This is a genomic window from Paraburkholderia domus, from assembly GCF_905220705.1.
GTDB classification, from domain to species: Bacteria; Pseudomonadota; Gammaproteobacteria; order Burkholderiales; family Burkholderiaceae; genus Paraburkholderia; species Paraburkholderia domus.
The window spans coordinates 236,319-251,297 of record NZ_CAJNAT010000005.1 but is presented as its reverse complement, the minus strand read 5'-3'; the positions used below and the strand labels follow the sequence as shown (position 1 = coordinate 251,297).

General features: G+C 60.0%; 13 protein-coding genes. 6 read left to right on the top strand and 7 right to left on the bottom strand.

Going from position 1 to position 14,979, the window contains the following annotated elements:
• Positions 1–38 precede the first annotated feature (38 nt).
• The 7 genes from gltA to KHO31_RS12910 form a co-directional block, all read right to left on the bottom strand.
• On the bottom strand, positions 39–1,340 hold the full coding sequence (gene gltA / locus KHO31_RS12940) for a citrate synthase (protein ID WP_201085176.1): 1,302 nt from the start codon (positions 1,338–1,340) through the stop codon (positions 39–41).
• An 83-nt stretch (positions 1,341–1,423) separates the two neighbouring features.
• Entirely contained in the window at positions 1,424–1,696 is a 273-nt protein-coding gene (locus KHO31_RS12935) for an FAD assembly factor SdhE (RefSeq protein ID WP_201077361.1), read from the bottom strand.
• Between the two features lies 1 nt (position 1,697).
• A complete protein-coding gene (locus KHO31_RS12930) occupies positions 1,698–2,402 on the bottom strand; it encodes a succinate dehydrogenase iron-sulfur subunit (protein ID WP_054034792.1) in 705 nt (234 codons plus the stop codon).
• A gap of 24 nt (positions 2,403–2,426) precedes the next feature.
• Positions 2,427–4,202, bottom strand: coding sequence for a succinate dehydrogenase flavoprotein subunit (sdhA, locus tag KHO31_RS12925; protein ID WP_201077359.1), 1,776 nt, complete (start codon positions 4,200–4,202; stop codon positions 2,427–2,429).
• Between the two features lie 4 nt (positions 4,203–4,206).
• On the bottom strand, positions 4,207–4,575 hold the full coding sequence (gene sdhD, locus KHO31_RS12920; RefSeq protein ID WP_063498406.1) for a succinate dehydrogenase, hydrophobic membrane anchor protein: 369 nt from the start codon (positions 4,573–4,575) through the stop codon (positions 4,207–4,209).
• 4 nt (positions 4,576–4,579) lie between these two features.
• Positions 4,580–4,996, bottom strand: coding sequence for a succinate dehydrogenase, cytochrome b556 subunit (sdhC, locus tag KHO31_RS12915; protein WP_054034790.1), 417 nt, complete (start codon positions 4,994–4,996; stop codon positions 4,580–4,582).
• A gap of 157 nt (positions 4,997–5,153) precedes the next feature.
• Complete coding sequence (locus KHO31_RS12910) at positions 5,154–5,954, bottom strand: GntR family transcriptional regulator (RefSeq protein WP_201077357.1); 801 nt, start codon at positions 5,952–5,954, stop codon at positions 5,154–5,156.
• Between the two features lie 504 nt (positions 5,955–6,458).
• Between KHO31_RS12910 and KHO31_RS12905 the strand changes: the two genes are divergently transcribed.
• From KHO31_RS12905 to acnA, 6 genes are all read left to right on the top strand, one after another.
• Positions 6,459–7,442, top strand: coding sequence for a malate dehydrogenase (locus KHO31_RS12905; RefSeq protein ID WP_074289036.1), 984 nt, complete (start codon positions 6,459–6,461; stop codon positions 7,440–7,442).
• A 228-nt stretch (positions 7,443–7,670) separates the two neighbouring features.
• Entirely contained in the window at positions 7,671–8,687 is a 1,017-nt protein-coding gene (locus tag KHO31_RS12900; protein ID WP_201077355.1) for an HpcH/HpaI aldolase/citrate lyase family protein, read from the top strand.
• A 163-nt stretch (positions 8,688–8,850) separates the two neighbouring features.
• Entirely contained in the window at positions 8,851–10,038 is a 1,188-nt protein-coding gene (prpC, locus tag KHO31_RS12895) for a bifunctional 2-methylcitrate synthase/citrate synthase (RefSeq protein WP_211623486.1), read from the top strand.
• 105 nt (positions 10,039–10,143) lie between these two features.
• Positions 10,144–10,650, top strand: coding sequence for a hypothetical protein (locus tag KHO31_RS12890; protein ID WP_201077351.1), 507 nt, complete (start codon positions 10,144–10,146; stop codon positions 10,648–10,650).
• 25 nt (positions 10,651–10,675) lie between these two features.
• Positions 10,676–12,127: a bifunctional 2-methylcitrate dehydratase/aconitate hydratase gene (locus tag KHO31_RS12885; RefSeq protein ID WP_211623484.1), complete on the top strand. Its 1,452-nt coding sequence runs from the start codon at positions 10,676–10,678 to the stop codon at positions 12,125–12,127.
• 45 nt (positions 12,128–12,172) lie between these two features.
• Entirely contained in the window at positions 12,173–14,890 is a 2,718-nt protein-coding gene (gene acnA / locus KHO31_RS12880) for an aconitate hydratase AcnA (protein WP_201077339.1), read from the top strand.
• The last annotated feature ends 89 nt before the right edge of the window (positions 14,891–14,979 follow it).

Below are 14,979 nucleotides of genomic sequence, written 5' to 3'. Positions count from 1 at the left end.
CTGCCGGGGCTTTCTCAATCCTGCCAGACCATAATCGATCAGCGTTGCGCAAGCGGCTTCGCTTCACGCGGCGTATCGCCGACGAACAACTGACGCGGACGGCCAATCTTCTGTTCCGGATCGGCGATCATTTCGTTCCACTGTGCAATCCAGCCGACCGTACGTGCCATCGCGAAGATACAAGTGAACATCGACGTCGGGATGCCCAGCGCGCGCTGCACGATGCCCGAGTAGAAGTCGACGTTCGGATACAGCTTGCGCGACACGAAGTATTCGTCTTCCAGCGCGATCTTTTCCAGTGCCATGGCCAGCTTAAACAGCGGGTCGTCGTGCAGGCCCAGCTCTTCCAGCACTTCGTGGCAGGTTTCGCGCATCAGCTTCGCACGCGGATCGTAGTTCTTGTAGACGCGGTGACCGAAGCCCATCAGCTTCACGCCCGAGTTCTTGTCCTTCACCTGCTTGATGAACTCAGGAATGTTGTCGACTGAGCCGATTTCTTCCAGCATGTTCAGCGCGGCTTCGTTCGCACCACCGTGCGCCGGGCCCCACAGACAAGCGATACCCGCTGCGATACATGCAAACGGGTTAGCGCCCGACGAACCCGCCAGACGAACCGTCGACGTCGACGCATTCTGTTCGTGGTCAGCGTGCAGGATCAGGATACGGTCGAGGGCGCGCACCAGCACGTCGTTGACTTTGTACTCTTCGCACGGGTTCGAGAACATCATGTGCATGAAGTTCGCGCTGTACGACAGGTCGTTCTTCGGGTACGCAAACGGCTGGCCGATGCTGTACTTGTACGCCATGGCGACGAGAGTAGGCAGCTTCGCGATCATGCGAATGGCCGACACGTCGCGGTGACGCGGGTTATTGATGTCGAGCGAGTCGTGATAGAACGCCGACAGCGCGCCGACTGCCGCAACCAGGATCGCCATCGGGTGTGCGTCACGACGGAAGCCGCGGAAGAAGAAGTGCATCTGCTCGTGCACCATCGTGTGCTTCGTGACAGTGTCGACGAATTCCTTCTTCTGCGCTGCGTTCGGCAGTTCGCCCTTCAGCAGCAGGTAGCAGGTTTCGAGGAAGTCGGCATTTTCCGCGAGGTTGTCGATCGGGTAGCCGCGATACAGCAGCTCGCCCTTGTCGCCGTCGATGTAGGTGATCGCCGAATTGCACGCCGCCGTCGACATGAAGCCCGGGTCGTACGTGAACTTGCCAGTCTGGCCGTACAGTTTGCGGATGTCGATCACGTCCGGGCCGAGAGTGCCCTTGTAAATCGGCATTTCAACGCTCGGCGAATTGTCGCTGAACGATAGCGTGGCTTTAACATCTGACGGGGTCATAGCACATCCTCAATCGAAGTATGGAAACAGGGTTTCGATAATTTGCACGCCTGGGAACAACGGACAAGCGGCGCTCAAGACGCTCAAGCGTTGCGCAGCAGCTCCAGCACCCGAATCACATCCGGGTCGGCAAGGTCGCCCTCCGGTTCCTTGCGCACGAGCAGCAAGTCCATCAGGTCGTTATCGCTCAGCTCGAGCAGGCGCGTGAGAGCGCCTACATCGGCATCGCTGAGGTCATGCTCATATCGGCTGAAAAAACGTTCAAAGATCAGATCGTTTTCCAGCAGGCCCCGCCGCGCACGCCAGCGAAGGCGCGCGCGGCGGAGAGGGTCGGACTGATGCGATGTTTCGTCCATCTCAGACTGCGCGGCGAACCATCAATTCCTTGATCTTGCCAATCGCCTTGGTCGGGTTCAAGCCCTTCGGGCAAACGTCGACGCAATTCATGATCGTATGGCAACGGAACAGACGGTACGGATCTTCCAGGTTGTCCAGGCGCTCACCCGTCGCTTCGTCACGGCTGTCCGCGATGAAACGGTAGGCTTGCAACAGGCCAGCCGGGCCGACGAACTTGTCCGGATTCCACCAGAAGCTCGGGCACGAGGTCGAGCAGCTGGCGCACAGGATACATTCGTACAGACCGTCGAGCTCGTCGCGTTCTTCCGGCGATTGCAGACGTTCCTTTTCCGGCGGCGGCGTGTCGTTGATCAGGTACGGCTTGATCGAGTGGTACTGGTTGAAGAACTGCGTGAAGTCGCAGATCAGGTCGCGCACGACGGGCAGGCCCGGCAGCGGACGCAGCACGATCTTCTGCGGCAGGTCGTTCATGTTCTGCAAGCAGGCCAGACCGTTCTTGCCGTTGATGTTCATCGCGTCCGAACCGCACACGCCTTCGCGGCACGAACGGCGGAACGACAAAGTTTCGTCCATCGCCTTCAGCTTGAGCAGCGCGTCGAGCAGCATGCGTTCGTGTGAGTCGATTTCGATCTCGTACGTTTGCATGCGCGGCGCTGCGTCCTTATCCGGATCGTAGCGGTAAATTTCAAATGTACGCTTGGCCATTTCTGAATTCCTTTGACTTGTGCCTTAGAAGGTACGCGCTTTCGGCGGCACCGATTCGACGGTCAGCGGTTGCATGTGAACCGGCTTGTAGTCGAGGCGATCACCTTCGCTGAACCACAGCGTATGGCGCAGCCAGTTTTCGTCGTCGCGATGTTCGAAGTCGTTTTGCGCGTGCGCGCCACGGCTTTCCTTGCGCGCTTCGGCGGAGATCATCGTGGCGCGTGCCACTTCGATCAGGTTCTCCACTTCGAGCGCTTCAACACGTGCCGTGTTGAACACCTTGGACTTGTCTTTCAGGTAGATATTGTCGACACGTGCCGCCACTTCGCGAATGCGCTCGACGCCTTCGGCCAGCAGCTTCGACGTGCGGAACACGCCAGCGTGCGCCTGCATCGTGGAACGGATTTCGGCCGCGACGGTTTGCGAGTATTCGCCCGACGTGGACTTGTCCAGCTTGTTCAGACGCGCCAGCGAGAAATCGCCAGCGTCGGCCGGCAGCGGCTTGTGCTCCTTGATTTCCTTCACGTGCTTGACGATGTGGTTGCCGGCCGCGCGGCCGAACACCACCAGGTCGAGCAGCGAGTTCGTGCCGAGACGGTTCGCGCCGTGCACCGATACGCACGAGCATTCGCCCACCGCGTAGAAACCGTTGACGACTTCCTTATGACCCTTCGGCGTACCAACAACCTGACCGTTGATGTTCGTCGGGATACCGCCCATCTGATAGTGGATGGTCGGCACAACCGGAATCGGCTCTTTAATGCAATCGACGTTCGCGAACTTCATGGCGATTTCGCGGATCGACGGCAGACGCTTCATGATCGTCTCGGCGCCGATGTGCGACAGGTCGAGCAGCACGTGATCCTTGTTCGGACCCACGCCGCGGCCTTCCTTGATTTCCTGGTCCATCGAACGCGAAACGAAGTCGCGCGGTGCCAGATCCTTCAGCGTCGGCGCGTAGCGTTCCATGAAACGCTCGCCGTTCGAGTTACGCAGAATGCCGCCTTCGCCGCGCACACCTTCGGTAATCAGCACGCCCGCGCCGGCCACGCCAGTGGGGTGGAATTGCCAGAATTCCATGTCCTGCAGTGCGATGCCCGAACGCGCAGCCATACCCAGGCCGTCACCGGTGTTGATGAACGCGTTGGTCGAAGCCGCGAAGATCCGGCCTGCGCCGCCCGTAGCGAACAGCGTGGTCTTGCCTTCGAGAATGTAGACGTCGCCCGTTTCCATTTCCAGCGCGGTCACGCCGAGCACGTCGCCGTCGGCGTCGCGGATCAGGTCCAGCGCCATCCATTCAACGAAGAACTGCGTCTTGGCAGCAACGTTTTGCTGATACAGCGTGTGCAGCAGCGCGTGACCGGTACGGTCAGCGGCCGCGCAAGCGCGTTGCACCGGCTTTTCGCCGTAGTTAGCCGTGTGGCCGCCGAACGGGCGCTGATAGATCGTGCCGTCCGCATTGCGGTCGAACGGCATACCCATGTGTTCCAGTTCGTAGACAGCGTTCGGTGCTTCACGGCACATGAACTCGATCGCGTCCTGGTCGCCGAGCCAGTCGGAACCCTTGATCGTGTCGTAGAAGTGATAGTGCCAATTGTCTTCGCTCATGTTGCCGAGCGATGCGCCGATGCCGCCTTGGGCAGCCACCGTGTGCGAACGCGTCGGGAACACCTTGGACAGCACGCAAACCGACAGACCGGCGCGCGCGAGTTGCAGCGAAGCGCGCATCCCCGAGCCGCCTGCGCCGACGATAACCACGTCAAATTTGCGACGCGGCAGAGAATTCTTGATTGCAGCCATTCTTTTACACTCTCCAGAGAATCTGCGCAGCGTAGCCCGCACATGCGAGCAGCCAGACGATCGTCAGCGCTTGAAGAAACAGGCGCATGCCAACGGGCTTCACATAGTCCATCCAGATGTCGCGGATACCAACCCACGCGTGATAGAACAGCGACAGCAGCGTGACGAACGTGGCGAGCTTCATCCATTGCGTGGCGAAGATCGACGCCCAGCCGTCATACGAGAAATCGCGCGCGCCGAAGAACCACGCGAGCAGGATCACCGTGTACACGGCCATGATGCAGGCGGTAATGCGCTGGGCAAGCCAGTCGCGCAGACCGTAATGTGCGCCGACAACGAGACGCTTCGGACCGATTCGGTTATTAGCTGCCATTTTTTTAGAATGCTCCGAAGAGTTTGAGCGCAAAAGCAATCGTCAGAAGCGACGAAACGACCAGCACCACGATGGAGGTTTGCTTGCCCTTCTCTTTAGTCGTGAGACCGTGGCTCGTGTCCATGAACAGGTGACGCACACCTGCGCAGAAGTGGAACAGGAAGGCCCACGCGAGAACGAGCGTGATGAGCTTGACGATGATGTTGGAGAGGAAGCCCTTGAAGACTTCGAAACTAAGTTCGGAAGTCAGGCTCTGATCGAAGAGGTACAGCAGGAACGGAAGAAAAACAAAAAGCAGCCCACCGCTTAAGCGGTGCAAGATCGACACGCGCCCCGCTAGCGGGAGACGGTATGCCGTCAAAATCTGCCCGATACCGATGTTCCGGAATTCCGGCCTCGGTTTTTTTACGGCTTCAGCCATGCTAGACCCCTACTATGTAGTCACACTAATCCGCAATTTTAGCGCCTTTTTATATCGCGCTGCAGCGAAAACCACTACAGGTCCGTTACAGCGCGCGCGATAAAGGCGCCTTCAAACAGGCGCGCGTGTGGGACGCAGCGCCTTTTTTCATCCCGATTCAGCTCAGATCGTTCTGATAGTAATACCCGGTTGTGACATACCAACCACGGCGCACCTCAACCGGCCGGTCTCCATATGTATAGGAGACGCGTTCGACCGAAAGCAGCGGAAAGCCTGCCGGCACATGCAACAGGTCAGCCACTGAAGGCTCTGCTGCAACCGCGCGGATCTTCTCCGTTGCGCGGATCATGCGTGTGCCGAATTCCGTCTCGAACATTGCGTAGAGGGGACCTTTATACTCCGACAGCCGCTCGAGCGTGAGCCCGCGAAACACCGCGCCAGGCAACCAGATTTCGTCGAGTACGGTGACTTCGCCGTCGAACTGCAGCAAGCGCTTGATCAACACCACCGGATCGGCGGGTTTCAGATCGAGTTGCCGGGCGATGTCCGCCGAAGCGCGCAAGCGCCGGCATTCAAGCAGGCGGCTGACGTGCGGGTGTTCCGCGCCGTCATCGGCCAGTAATCTGAGGAAGCGAAATTGGGCGCGATCTTCATTGTGCGTTGCAACAAAAGTACCTTTGCCCTGGCGTCGCACCAGCAGGTTGTCGGCAGCAAGCTCGTCGATCGCTTTGCGCACGGTTCCCTGACTGACCTTGTATCTTGCCGCCAATTCGACTTCACTAGGAATGATCTCGCCAGGTTTCCATTCGCCGGTTTCGAGGCTCTGCGTGATCAAGCCCTTGATCTGCTGATACAAGGGGCTGAAAGTGGGCGACGTGGCGGGCGTGGCAGCGGATACACCCTCGCCCGTGGCCCCATGGCCGTTCGGATTCGCGGTGTTCGCCTGGTTCGAAGTCATCCGCGCATTTCATCATAAAGAGCCGGGCCGCGTCTAGGGTTTCCCCCGCAATAGATATGTCTTATATAAGACATAAGATAATGTTGACTTTGTGTCTGACGGCTCCTACACTCCTTGTCGAGCAAGGGTTTGCGGGCTTTTCGGCGGCTGTTTTGCACGATGTAATGCAACGCCGCAGCGCACCGGCAGCCACTCTGCACCATGCTGTTCCCACGCAGTCCAGGTTTCGATTCGCCGCCATTCGTTGGTCAGACGCTTGCCGAAACGCGCTGTTTGCAGGAGCCCGCACCGTGCAGCGGCTACCCGGCGCCAACATGCCCCGCTCCCCGCTAGTAGTACAGGTTTCCGGCATGGCGGTCTTGCCGCAGCGCGTCGCACAGCCTCGGAAAATGACGAGGCCGTACGCGAACAGTGAATTCCGCCGTGTTTCACAACGCTTCGCTGAACGCGCATATAGAATGGCGTTTTCCCTAGCGTCTAACGCATCGTCCTGGAGATTTCTCAATGGCTAAGCCCGCAAAGCGCGTTGCCGTCACCGGCGCCGCAGGTCAAATCGCTTACTCCCTGCTGTTCCGCATCGCCAATGGCGATCTGCTCGGCAAGGATCAGCCGGTCATCCTGCAACTGCTCGACCTGCCGCAAGCGCAAGGCGCCGTCAAAGGCGTCGTGATGGAACTGGATGATTGCGCATTCCCGCTGCTGTCGGGTGTCGTGATCACTGACGACCCGAAGGTTGCATTCAAGGATGCTGACGTGGCCCTGCTGGTCGGCGCACGTCCGCGTTCGAAAGGCATGGAGCGTAAGGATCTGCTGTCGGCAAACGCCGAAATCTTCACGGTTCAGGGCAAGGCGCTGAACGAAGTCGCCAGCCGCGACGTGAAGGTGCTGGTGGTCGGCAACCCGGCCAACACGAATGCTTACATTGCGATGAAGTCGGCACCGGATCTGCCGAAGAAGAACTTCACCGCCATGCTGCGCCTGGACCACAACCGCGCGTTGTCGCAACTGGCTGCCAAGTCGGGCAAGCCGGTCGCTTCGATCGAAAAGCTGGCTGTGTGGGGCAACCACTCGCCGACCATGTACCCGGACTTCCGCGTCGCCACGGCTGAAGGTCAAGACCTGACCAAGCTGATCAACGACGAAGAATGGAACCGCAACACGTTCATCCCGACCGTCGGCAAGCGCGGCGCGGCGATCATCGAAGCGCGCGGCCTGTCGTCGGCAGCGTCGGCAGCTAACGCTGCAATCGACCACGTGCGTGACTGGGTGCTCGGCACGAACGGCAAGTGGGTCACGATGGGTATCCCGTCGGACGGTTCGTATGGCATTCCGGAAGACATCATCTACGGTGTGCCGGTTACGTGCGAAAACGGCGAGTACAAGCGCGTTGAAGGCCTGGCAATCGACGCGTTCTCGCGTGAAAAGATGGACGGCACGCTGAACGAGTTGCTCGAAGAGCGCGAAGGCGTTCAACACCTGCTCGGCTAAGCGCCAGATGCAGACGAACCGGAACTCCGTGGCGTTATCGCAGCGGGTTCCGGTTTTTTACGTGCGAATGCAGGTGCGGTGCTCCACTTTGCTGTCCATTCCGCAATTTGTCGTGCCAGTATTCGCCCCTGATCCGAACGCGCTTTGCGTCACGCCTTGCTGACAGTTAAGGCAGAGCGCGTCCGAATCAGATTTCCTCAACGACCACCCACGCCCTTGACGCCGAAGATGCGCGCCCTCACACCCGCCGAAGTGCTGTTTGACGGCGAAGTGCCGCCTGCCGTGCTGCCTGCCTGCGATCACTACGCCGGCAGCGAGAAGCTGATGCTGAAATCGCTCGCGTTGCAGCAGCAACTTGGGCCGGTGTTCGACATCACGCTCGATTGCGAAGACGGCGCGCAGGTCGGCCGCGAAGCGGAACACGCCGAGCTGGTCGCGTCGCTGCTGGGCAGCGAGCATGACCACTTCGGCCGCGTCGGCGTGCGGGTCCACGACTTCGATCACGCGCATTGGCGCGACGACGTCCGCCTCATTTTGCGTGCCGCAAAGCGAGCGCCCGCCTACATCACCCTGCCGAAAATCCGCAACGTTCCCGATGCCGCCGAAATGGTCGCGTTCATTGAAGCGACGCGGCGCGAGCTCGGCATTGCCCAGCCGGTGCCGGTGCAATTGCTGGTCGAAACGCATGGTGCATTGACGCGCGTGTTCGATCTGGCCGCGCTCCCCGGCGTCGAGGCGCTGAGCTTCGGCCTGATGGACTTCGTTTCCGCGCACGACGGCGCGATTCCCGATACCGCCATGCGCTCGCCCGGTCAGTTCGATCATCCGCTGGTGCGGCGCGCGAAGCTCGAGATCTCGGCGGCCTGCCATGCGTATGGCAAGGTGCCGTCGCATAACGTCAGCACGGAAGTGCGCGATATGAGCGTGGTCGCGAGCGACGCGGCCCGCGCCCGCAACGAGTTCGGCTACACGCGGATGTGGAGCATCCATCCGGCGCAGATCGAAGCGATCGTGGCCGCGTTTGCTCCGCGCGACGAAGAAATCGTCACCGCTACCGAAATTCTGCTGGCGGCACAATCCGCGCAGTGGGGACCGACGCGCCATCACGACACGTTGCACGACCGGGCCAGCTATCGCTATTACTGGTCGGTGCTGCGCCGCGCGCAATCCACTGGCCGCGCCGTTCCGCAAGACGCGGCGCCGCTCTTCACGGAAGTGGGCGCTAACGGGCAAGCCTCATCATGAGCGCGATGATCAACGCAGCACCCGGCGTGGCAGCGCTGAAGAGCGCCCGTATGCGTAGCCGTGCAAGCGAATCGCAGCAGCATCGCCTGGCGCGGCACGAAGCCAACATCGAATGCGCGGTTCAACCAGAAGCAATGAGCAGGCACAAAGGAGATTGCGGGAGATGAGCGAGACGACGCAAACCGCCGGTGCACAAGGCGAGAACGAACCTAAAAGCGGCTTCAAACCGAAGAAATCCGTCGCGCTGTCCGGCGTGACGGCTGGCAACACCGCGCTGTGCACGGTTGGCAAGACTGGCAACGACCTGCATTACCGTGGCTACGACATCCTCGACATCGCCGGTGCATGCGAATTCGAAGAGATCGCCTATCTGCTGGTGCATGAGAAGCTGCCGACGCAAGCCGAACTGACCGCCTACAAGACCAAGCTCAAGGCGCTGCGCGGCCTGCCCGCGAACGTGAAGGCCGCGCTGGAATGGATTCCGGCCGCCGCTCACCCGATGGACGTGATGCGTACCGGCGTGTCGGTGCTCGGCACGGTTCTGCCCGAGAAAGACGACCACAACGTGCCGGGCGCACGCGACATCGCCGACAAGCTGATGGCTTCGCTCGGTTCGATGCTGCTGTACTGGTACCACTACTCGCACAACGGCAAGCGCATCGAAGTGGAAACCGATGACGACTCGATCGGCGGCCATTTCCTGCACCTGCTGCACGGTGTGGAGCCGTCGAAGGCGTGGGTCGACGCGATGCATGTGTCGCTGAACTTGTACGCCGAGCATGAATTCAACGCCTCGACCTTTACCGCCCGCGTGATCGCGGGCACGGGATCGGACATTTACTCGGCGATCACTGGCGCAATCGGCGCGCTGCGCGGCCCGAAACACGGCGGCGCCAACGAAGTCGCGTTCGAAATCCAGTCGCGCTATCAGACGCCTGATGAGGCCGAAGCCGACATCCGCCGTCGCGTCGAGAACAAGGAAGTGGTGATCGGTTTCGGTCACCCGGTGTACACGATCTCCGATCCGCGCAACAGCGTCATCAAGGACGTCGCGAAGAAGCTCTCGAAGGAAGCGGGCAACCTGAAGCTGTTCAATATCGCCGAGCGACTTGAAACAGTGATGGCAGATGTGAAAAAGATGTTTCCAAATCTCGACTGGTTCAGCGCAGTTTCATATCACATGATGGGCGTGCCGACGGCGATGTTCACGCCGCTGTTCGTGATCGCCCGCACGGCTGGCTGGAGCGCGCACATTATCGAGCAGCGGATCGACAACAAGATCATCCGTCCGAGCGCAAATTACATCGGCCCCGAGAATTTGAAGTACGTGCCGCTAAATAGGAGAAAATAGCGGCCGCTGTGCGCTTTCATAGCGCGTGCAGTTCAACCCTCGCGGTTGCCAGGACCGGTAGCCCGCGTACTGTTCAACTGAAATTAGATAGAAAGGTTCTCCACCATGAAAAAGCTGATGATCGCCGCCGTGATTGGCGCCCTGTCCACGACGATGTTGACCGTCGCGACTGACGCCGCCGCGCAAACGGCGACCACCACCACGAAGCCGGCCACCAAGGCTGTGCCGAAGAAGCCGCAGCCGAAACGCCTGATCAAGCGCAAACCGAACCCGGCCAAGGAAGCGAAGGTCGATCCGGTTCCGGACGGCTCGATCAAGTGGTCGTGCAATGAAGGTCTGGCTTTCGACCTGAAGGGCGACATGAAGCGTGACCAGATCGTCACGGTTCACTGGGCGAACAAAAACTACAATCTGCCGCGCGAAGCGACCACCACGGGTGCAGACCGCTTCCACGACGCAGCAACGGGCATGGATCTCGTCGTGATCCCGACTAAGGCCATGTTGTTCTCGGACAAGGACAGCTCGCGTCTGGCCGACGAGTGCAAGACGGCAGAGATGCAGCAAGGCGCACCGGCGCCGACGCAATCGAACGCGATCAACAAGACCAACTAATCCGTTACATCAGGAAAGCGCCCCGATGTCCGCTCCGATTTCCAACGTGCGACCCGACCCGGACTCAGTCCTGGTCGATATTGTCGATTACGTACTGGATTTCCCGATCGACAGCACGCTCGCGCTGGACACCGCGCGTAACTGCCTGATCGATACGCTCGGTTGCGGTCTCGAGGCGCTGACCTACCCGGCCTGCACGAAGCTGATGGGACCGATCGTGCCCGGCACGATCGTCCCCAACGGCGCCAAGGTGCCGGGCACGTCGTTCCAGCTGGACCCGGTTCAGGCCGCCTTCAACATCGGCGCAATGATCCGCTGGCTGGACTTCAACGACACATGGCTGGCCGCGGAATGGGGCCATCCGTCGGATAACCTCGGCGGAATTCTGGCGACGGCCGACTGGCTCTCGCGCAGCGCCATCGCAGCGGGCAAGAAGCCGCTGACGATGAAAGACGTGTTGATCGGCATGATCAAGGCGCACGAAATTCAAGGCTGTATCGCGCTCGAGAACTCGTTCAACAAGGTCGGGCTCGATCATGTATTGCTGGTGAAGCTGGCTTCGACCGCTGTGGTCGGCCAATTGATCGGCCTGACGCGCGACGAATTGATCAACGCGGTATCGCAAGCATTTGTCGATGGGCATGCGTTGCGCACGTATCGTCACGCGCCGAATACCGGCTCGCGCAAATCGTGGGCAGCAGGCGATGCGACATCGCGCGCCGTGCGGCTCGCGTTGATCGCGAAGACCGGCGAGATGGGCTATCCGTCGGTGCTGACGGCCAGGACGTGGGGCTTCTACGATGTCCTGTTCAAGGGCAACGAGTTCAAGTTTCAGCGTCCGTATGGTTCGTACGTGATGGAAAACGTGCTGTTCAAGATCTCGTTTCCGGCTGAATTCCACGCGCAAACAGCGGTGGAAGCGGCGATGACGCTGCACGCGCAGTTGCAAAGCGCAGGCAAGCTCGTCGACGACGTCAAGAAGATCACGATCCGCACCCACGAAGCCGCGATCCGCATCATCGACAAGAAAGGCCCCCTGAACAACCCGGCCGACCGCGATCATTGCATTCAGTACATGATCGCCGTGCCGTTGATCCATGGCCGCCTGACGGCTGCGGATTATGAAGATTCGATCGCGCAGGACGCGCGTATCGATGTACTGCGCGCGAAGATGGAATGTGTCGAGGACGCGCAGTTCACGAAGGATTACCACGATCCGGAGAAGCGTTCGATCGCCAATGCACTGACGATTGAATTCAACGACGGGTCGACATTCGATGAAGTCGTAGTCGAATACCCGATCGGTCATAAGCGTCGTCGCGAAGACGGGATTCCGTTGCTGGTCGAGAAGTTCAAGACCAACCTCGCGCGCCGCTTTCCGATCAAGCAACAACTGGCGATTCTCGACGTGTCGCTGGATCAGGCAAGGCTCGAAGCCATGCCGGTCAATGAGTACGTCGATCTTTACGTCATCTAGTCAAGTTAAGTAACGTAGTTCCGCGATCAAACCAAGGAAAACACCATGGCCCACAACCTCCACAAAACGCTCAAGGAATTCGACAGCGGTTCCGGCAAAGGCAAGTTCTACTCCCTGCCGCAACTCGGCAAGGCACTGAACATCAAGATCGACCGCCTGCCGGTTTCGATCCGTATCGTGCTGGAATCGGTGCTGCGTAACTACGACGGCAAGAAGATCGCCGAAGAACACATCACGCAACTCGCGAACTGGAAGCCGACCGCAGCGCGCGTCGACGAAATCCCGTTCGTCGTGTCGCGCGTCGTGCTGCAAGACTTTACCGGCGTGCCGCTGCTCGCCGACATCGCTGCCATGCGGGGTGTCGCGAAACACATGGGCAAGGATCCGAAGTCGATCGAACCGCTGGTCCCGGTCGATCTGGTCGTCGATCACTCGGTACAGATCGATCACTTCCGCGAAAAGAACGCGCTCGACCTGAACATGAAACTGGAATTCCAGCGCAACAACGAGCGCTACCAGTTCATGAAGTGGGGCATGCAGGCATTCGACACGTTCAAGGTCGTGCCGCCGGGCGTGGGTATCGTTCACCAGGTGAACCTGGAATACCTCGCACGCGGCGTGCACAAGAAGGCCGAAGGCGCGGACACGGTGTACTACCCGGATTCGCTGGTCGGTACCGACAGCCACACCACGATGATCAACGGCATCGGCGTGGTGGGCTGGGGCGTGGGCGGTATTGAAGCTGAAGCCGGCATGCTCGGCCAGCCGGTGTACTTCCTGACGCCGGACGTGGTGGGCGTCGAACTGAAGGGCAAGCTGCGCGAAGGCCTGACGGCGACCGACCTGGTCCTGACCGTGACCGAACTGCTGCGTAAGGAAAAGGTTGTCGGCAAGTTCGTCGAGTTCTTCGGCGAAGGCACGAAGTCGCTGTCGCTGCCGGACCGTGCAACGATCGGCAACATGGCGCCGGAATACGGCGCAACCATGGGCTTCTTCCCGGTCGACGAAAAAACCATCGACTACTTCAAGGGCACGGGCCGCACCGACGCAGAAATCTCCGCCTTCGAAAACTACTTCAAGGCGCAGGGTCTGTTCGGTATTCCGAAGGCTGGCCAGATCGACTACACCAAGGTCGTCACGCTGGATCTCGGCACGGTAACGCCGTCGCTGGCAGGTCCGAAGCGCCCGCAAGACCGTATCGAAATCGGTCACGTGAAGTCGACCTTCAGCGACCTGTTCTCGAAGCCGGTGGCAGAAAACGGCTTTGCGAAGAAGGAAGCCGATCTGGACACGCAATACACGACGAGCAACGGCGTCGACGTGAAGAACGGCGACATCCTGATCGCTGCGATCACGTCGTGCACGAACACGTCGAACCCGAGCGTGCTGCTGGCTGCTGGCTTGTTGGCGAAGAAGGCTGTGGAAGCCGGCCTGACGGTCGCTCCGCACATCAAGACCTCGCTGGCTCCGGGATCGCGCATCGTCACGGAATACCTGACGAAGACCGACTTGATGAAGTACCTCGACAAGCTCGGCTTCACGCTGGCCGCATACGGTTGCACGACCTGTATCGGTAACGCGGGCGATCTGACGCCGGAACTGAACGAAGCGATCACGAAGAACGACATCGTCGCGGCAGCGGTTCTGTCGGGCAACCGTAACTTCGAAGCGCGTATTCACCCGAACATCCGCGCGAACTTCCTGGCCTCGCCGCCGCTGGTTGTGGCTTACGCGATCGCCGGCAACATCACGCGCGACCTGATGACCGAACCGGTCGGCAAGGGCAAGGGCGGCAAGGACATCTACCTGGGCGACATTTGGCCGACCAGCGAAGAAGTCAACGAGCTGCTCAAGTTCGCGCTGGACGCAGACGCGTTCCGCAAGAACTACGCACAGCTCACCAAGAAGGGCGACCTGTGGAGCAAGATCGAAGGCGAGGAAGGTCAAGTCTACGACTGGCCGAAGTCGACGTACATCGCTGAGCCGCCGTTCTTCGGCAAGGACTTCTCGATGACGCCGGCCGACAGCATCGCTCCGGTCAAGGGCGCACGCGCACTGGGCATCTTCGGTGACTCGGTCACGACCGATCACATCAGCCCGGCAGGCTCGATCAAGGAAGACTCGCCGGCAGGCAAGTGGCTGAAGGCAAACGGCGTGCAGAAGGCCGACTTCAACAGCTACGGCTCGCGCCGCGGCAACCACGACGTGATGATGCGCGGCACGTTCGCGAACGTCCGGATCAAGAACCTGATGATCCCGGCAAAGGCAGACGGCTCGCGTGTGGAAGGCGGCCTGACGATTCATCAGCCGAGCGGCGAGCAAGAGTCGATCTATGACGCAGCGATGAAGTACATCGACGCGGGCACGCCGACGGTTGTGTTTGCAGGCGAAGAGTACGGTACGGGCTCGTCGCGTGACTGGGCAGCGAAGGGTACGCAACTGCTGGGCGTGAAGGCCGTGGTCGCACGCAGCTTCGAGCGGATTCACCGTTCGAACCTGGTCGGCATGGGCGTTCTGCCGCTGCAGTTCAAGGGCTCGGATAGCGTGCAATCGCTCGGTATTACTGGCGAAGAGACGTTTGACGTTGAAGGCCTCGGCAGCGACTTCAAACCGCAACAGGAAGTGACGCTGGTGATTCGCGGTAAGGACGGTAAGGAGAAGCGCGTGCAGGTTCTGCTGCGTATCGATACGCCGATCGAAGTGGATTACTACAAGCACGGCGGGATTCTGCCGTTCGTGTTGCGTTCGCTGCTGGCTGCTTAAGCTTATTAAGCTGGCGGTAGAGCAAACGGCTTAGCTGTTTTGCAGGTGCTGCGTCCTGTGGAGGACGCAGCCGATTTGAGAGCCCGACT

Coding starts and splice junctions, on each gene's coding strand:
- KHO31_RS12935 (WP_201077361.1), bottom strand. CDS start 1,696: ATGGACGAAACATCGCATCAGTCCGACCCTCTCCGCCGCGCGCGCCTT.
- KHO31_RS12930 (WP_054034792.1), bottom strand. CDS start 2,402: ATGGCCAAGCGTACATTTGAAATTTACCGCTACGATCCGGATAAGGAC.
- KHO31_RS12900 (WP_201077355.1), top strand. CDS start 7,671: ATGCGCGCCCTCACACCCGCCGAAGTGCTGTTTGACGGCGAAGTGCCG.
- KHO31_RS12905 (WP_074289036.1), top strand. CDS start 6,459: ATGGCTAAGCCCGCAAAGCGCGTTGCCGTCACCGGCGCCGCAGGTCAA.
- sdhD (WP_063498406.1), bottom strand. CDS start 4,575: ATGGCAGCTAATAACCGAATCGGTCCGAAGCGTCTCGTTGTCGGCGCA.
- KHO31_RS12910 (WP_201077357.1), bottom strand. CDS start 5,954: ATGACTTCGAACCAGGCGAACACCGCGAATCCGAACGGCCATGGGGCC.
- sdhC (WP_054034790.1), bottom strand. CDS start 4,996: ATGGCTGAAGCCGTAAAAAAACCGAGGCCGGAATTCCGGAACATCGGT.
- KHO31_RS12885 (WP_211623484.1), top strand. CDS start 10,676: ATGTCCGCTCCGATTTCCAACGTGCGACCCGACCCGGACTCAGTCCTG.
- prpC (WP_211623486.1), top strand. CDS start 8,851: ATGAGCGAGACGACGCAAACCGCCGGTGCACAAGGCGAGAACGAACCT.
- KHO31_RS12890 (WP_201077351.1), top strand. CDS start 10,144: ATGAAAAAGCTGATGATCGCCGCCGTGATTGGCGCCCTGTCCACGACG.
- sdhA (WP_201077359.1), bottom strand. CDS start 4,202: ATGGCTGCAATCAAGAATTCTCTGCCGCGTCGCAAATTTGACGTGGTT.
- gltA (WP_201085176.1), bottom strand. CDS start 1,340: ATGACCCCGTCAGATGTTAAAGCCACGCTATCGTTCAGCGACAATTCG.
- acnA (WP_201077339.1), top strand. CDS start 12,173: ATGGCCCACAACCTCCACAAAACGCTCAAGGAATTCGACAGCGGTTCC.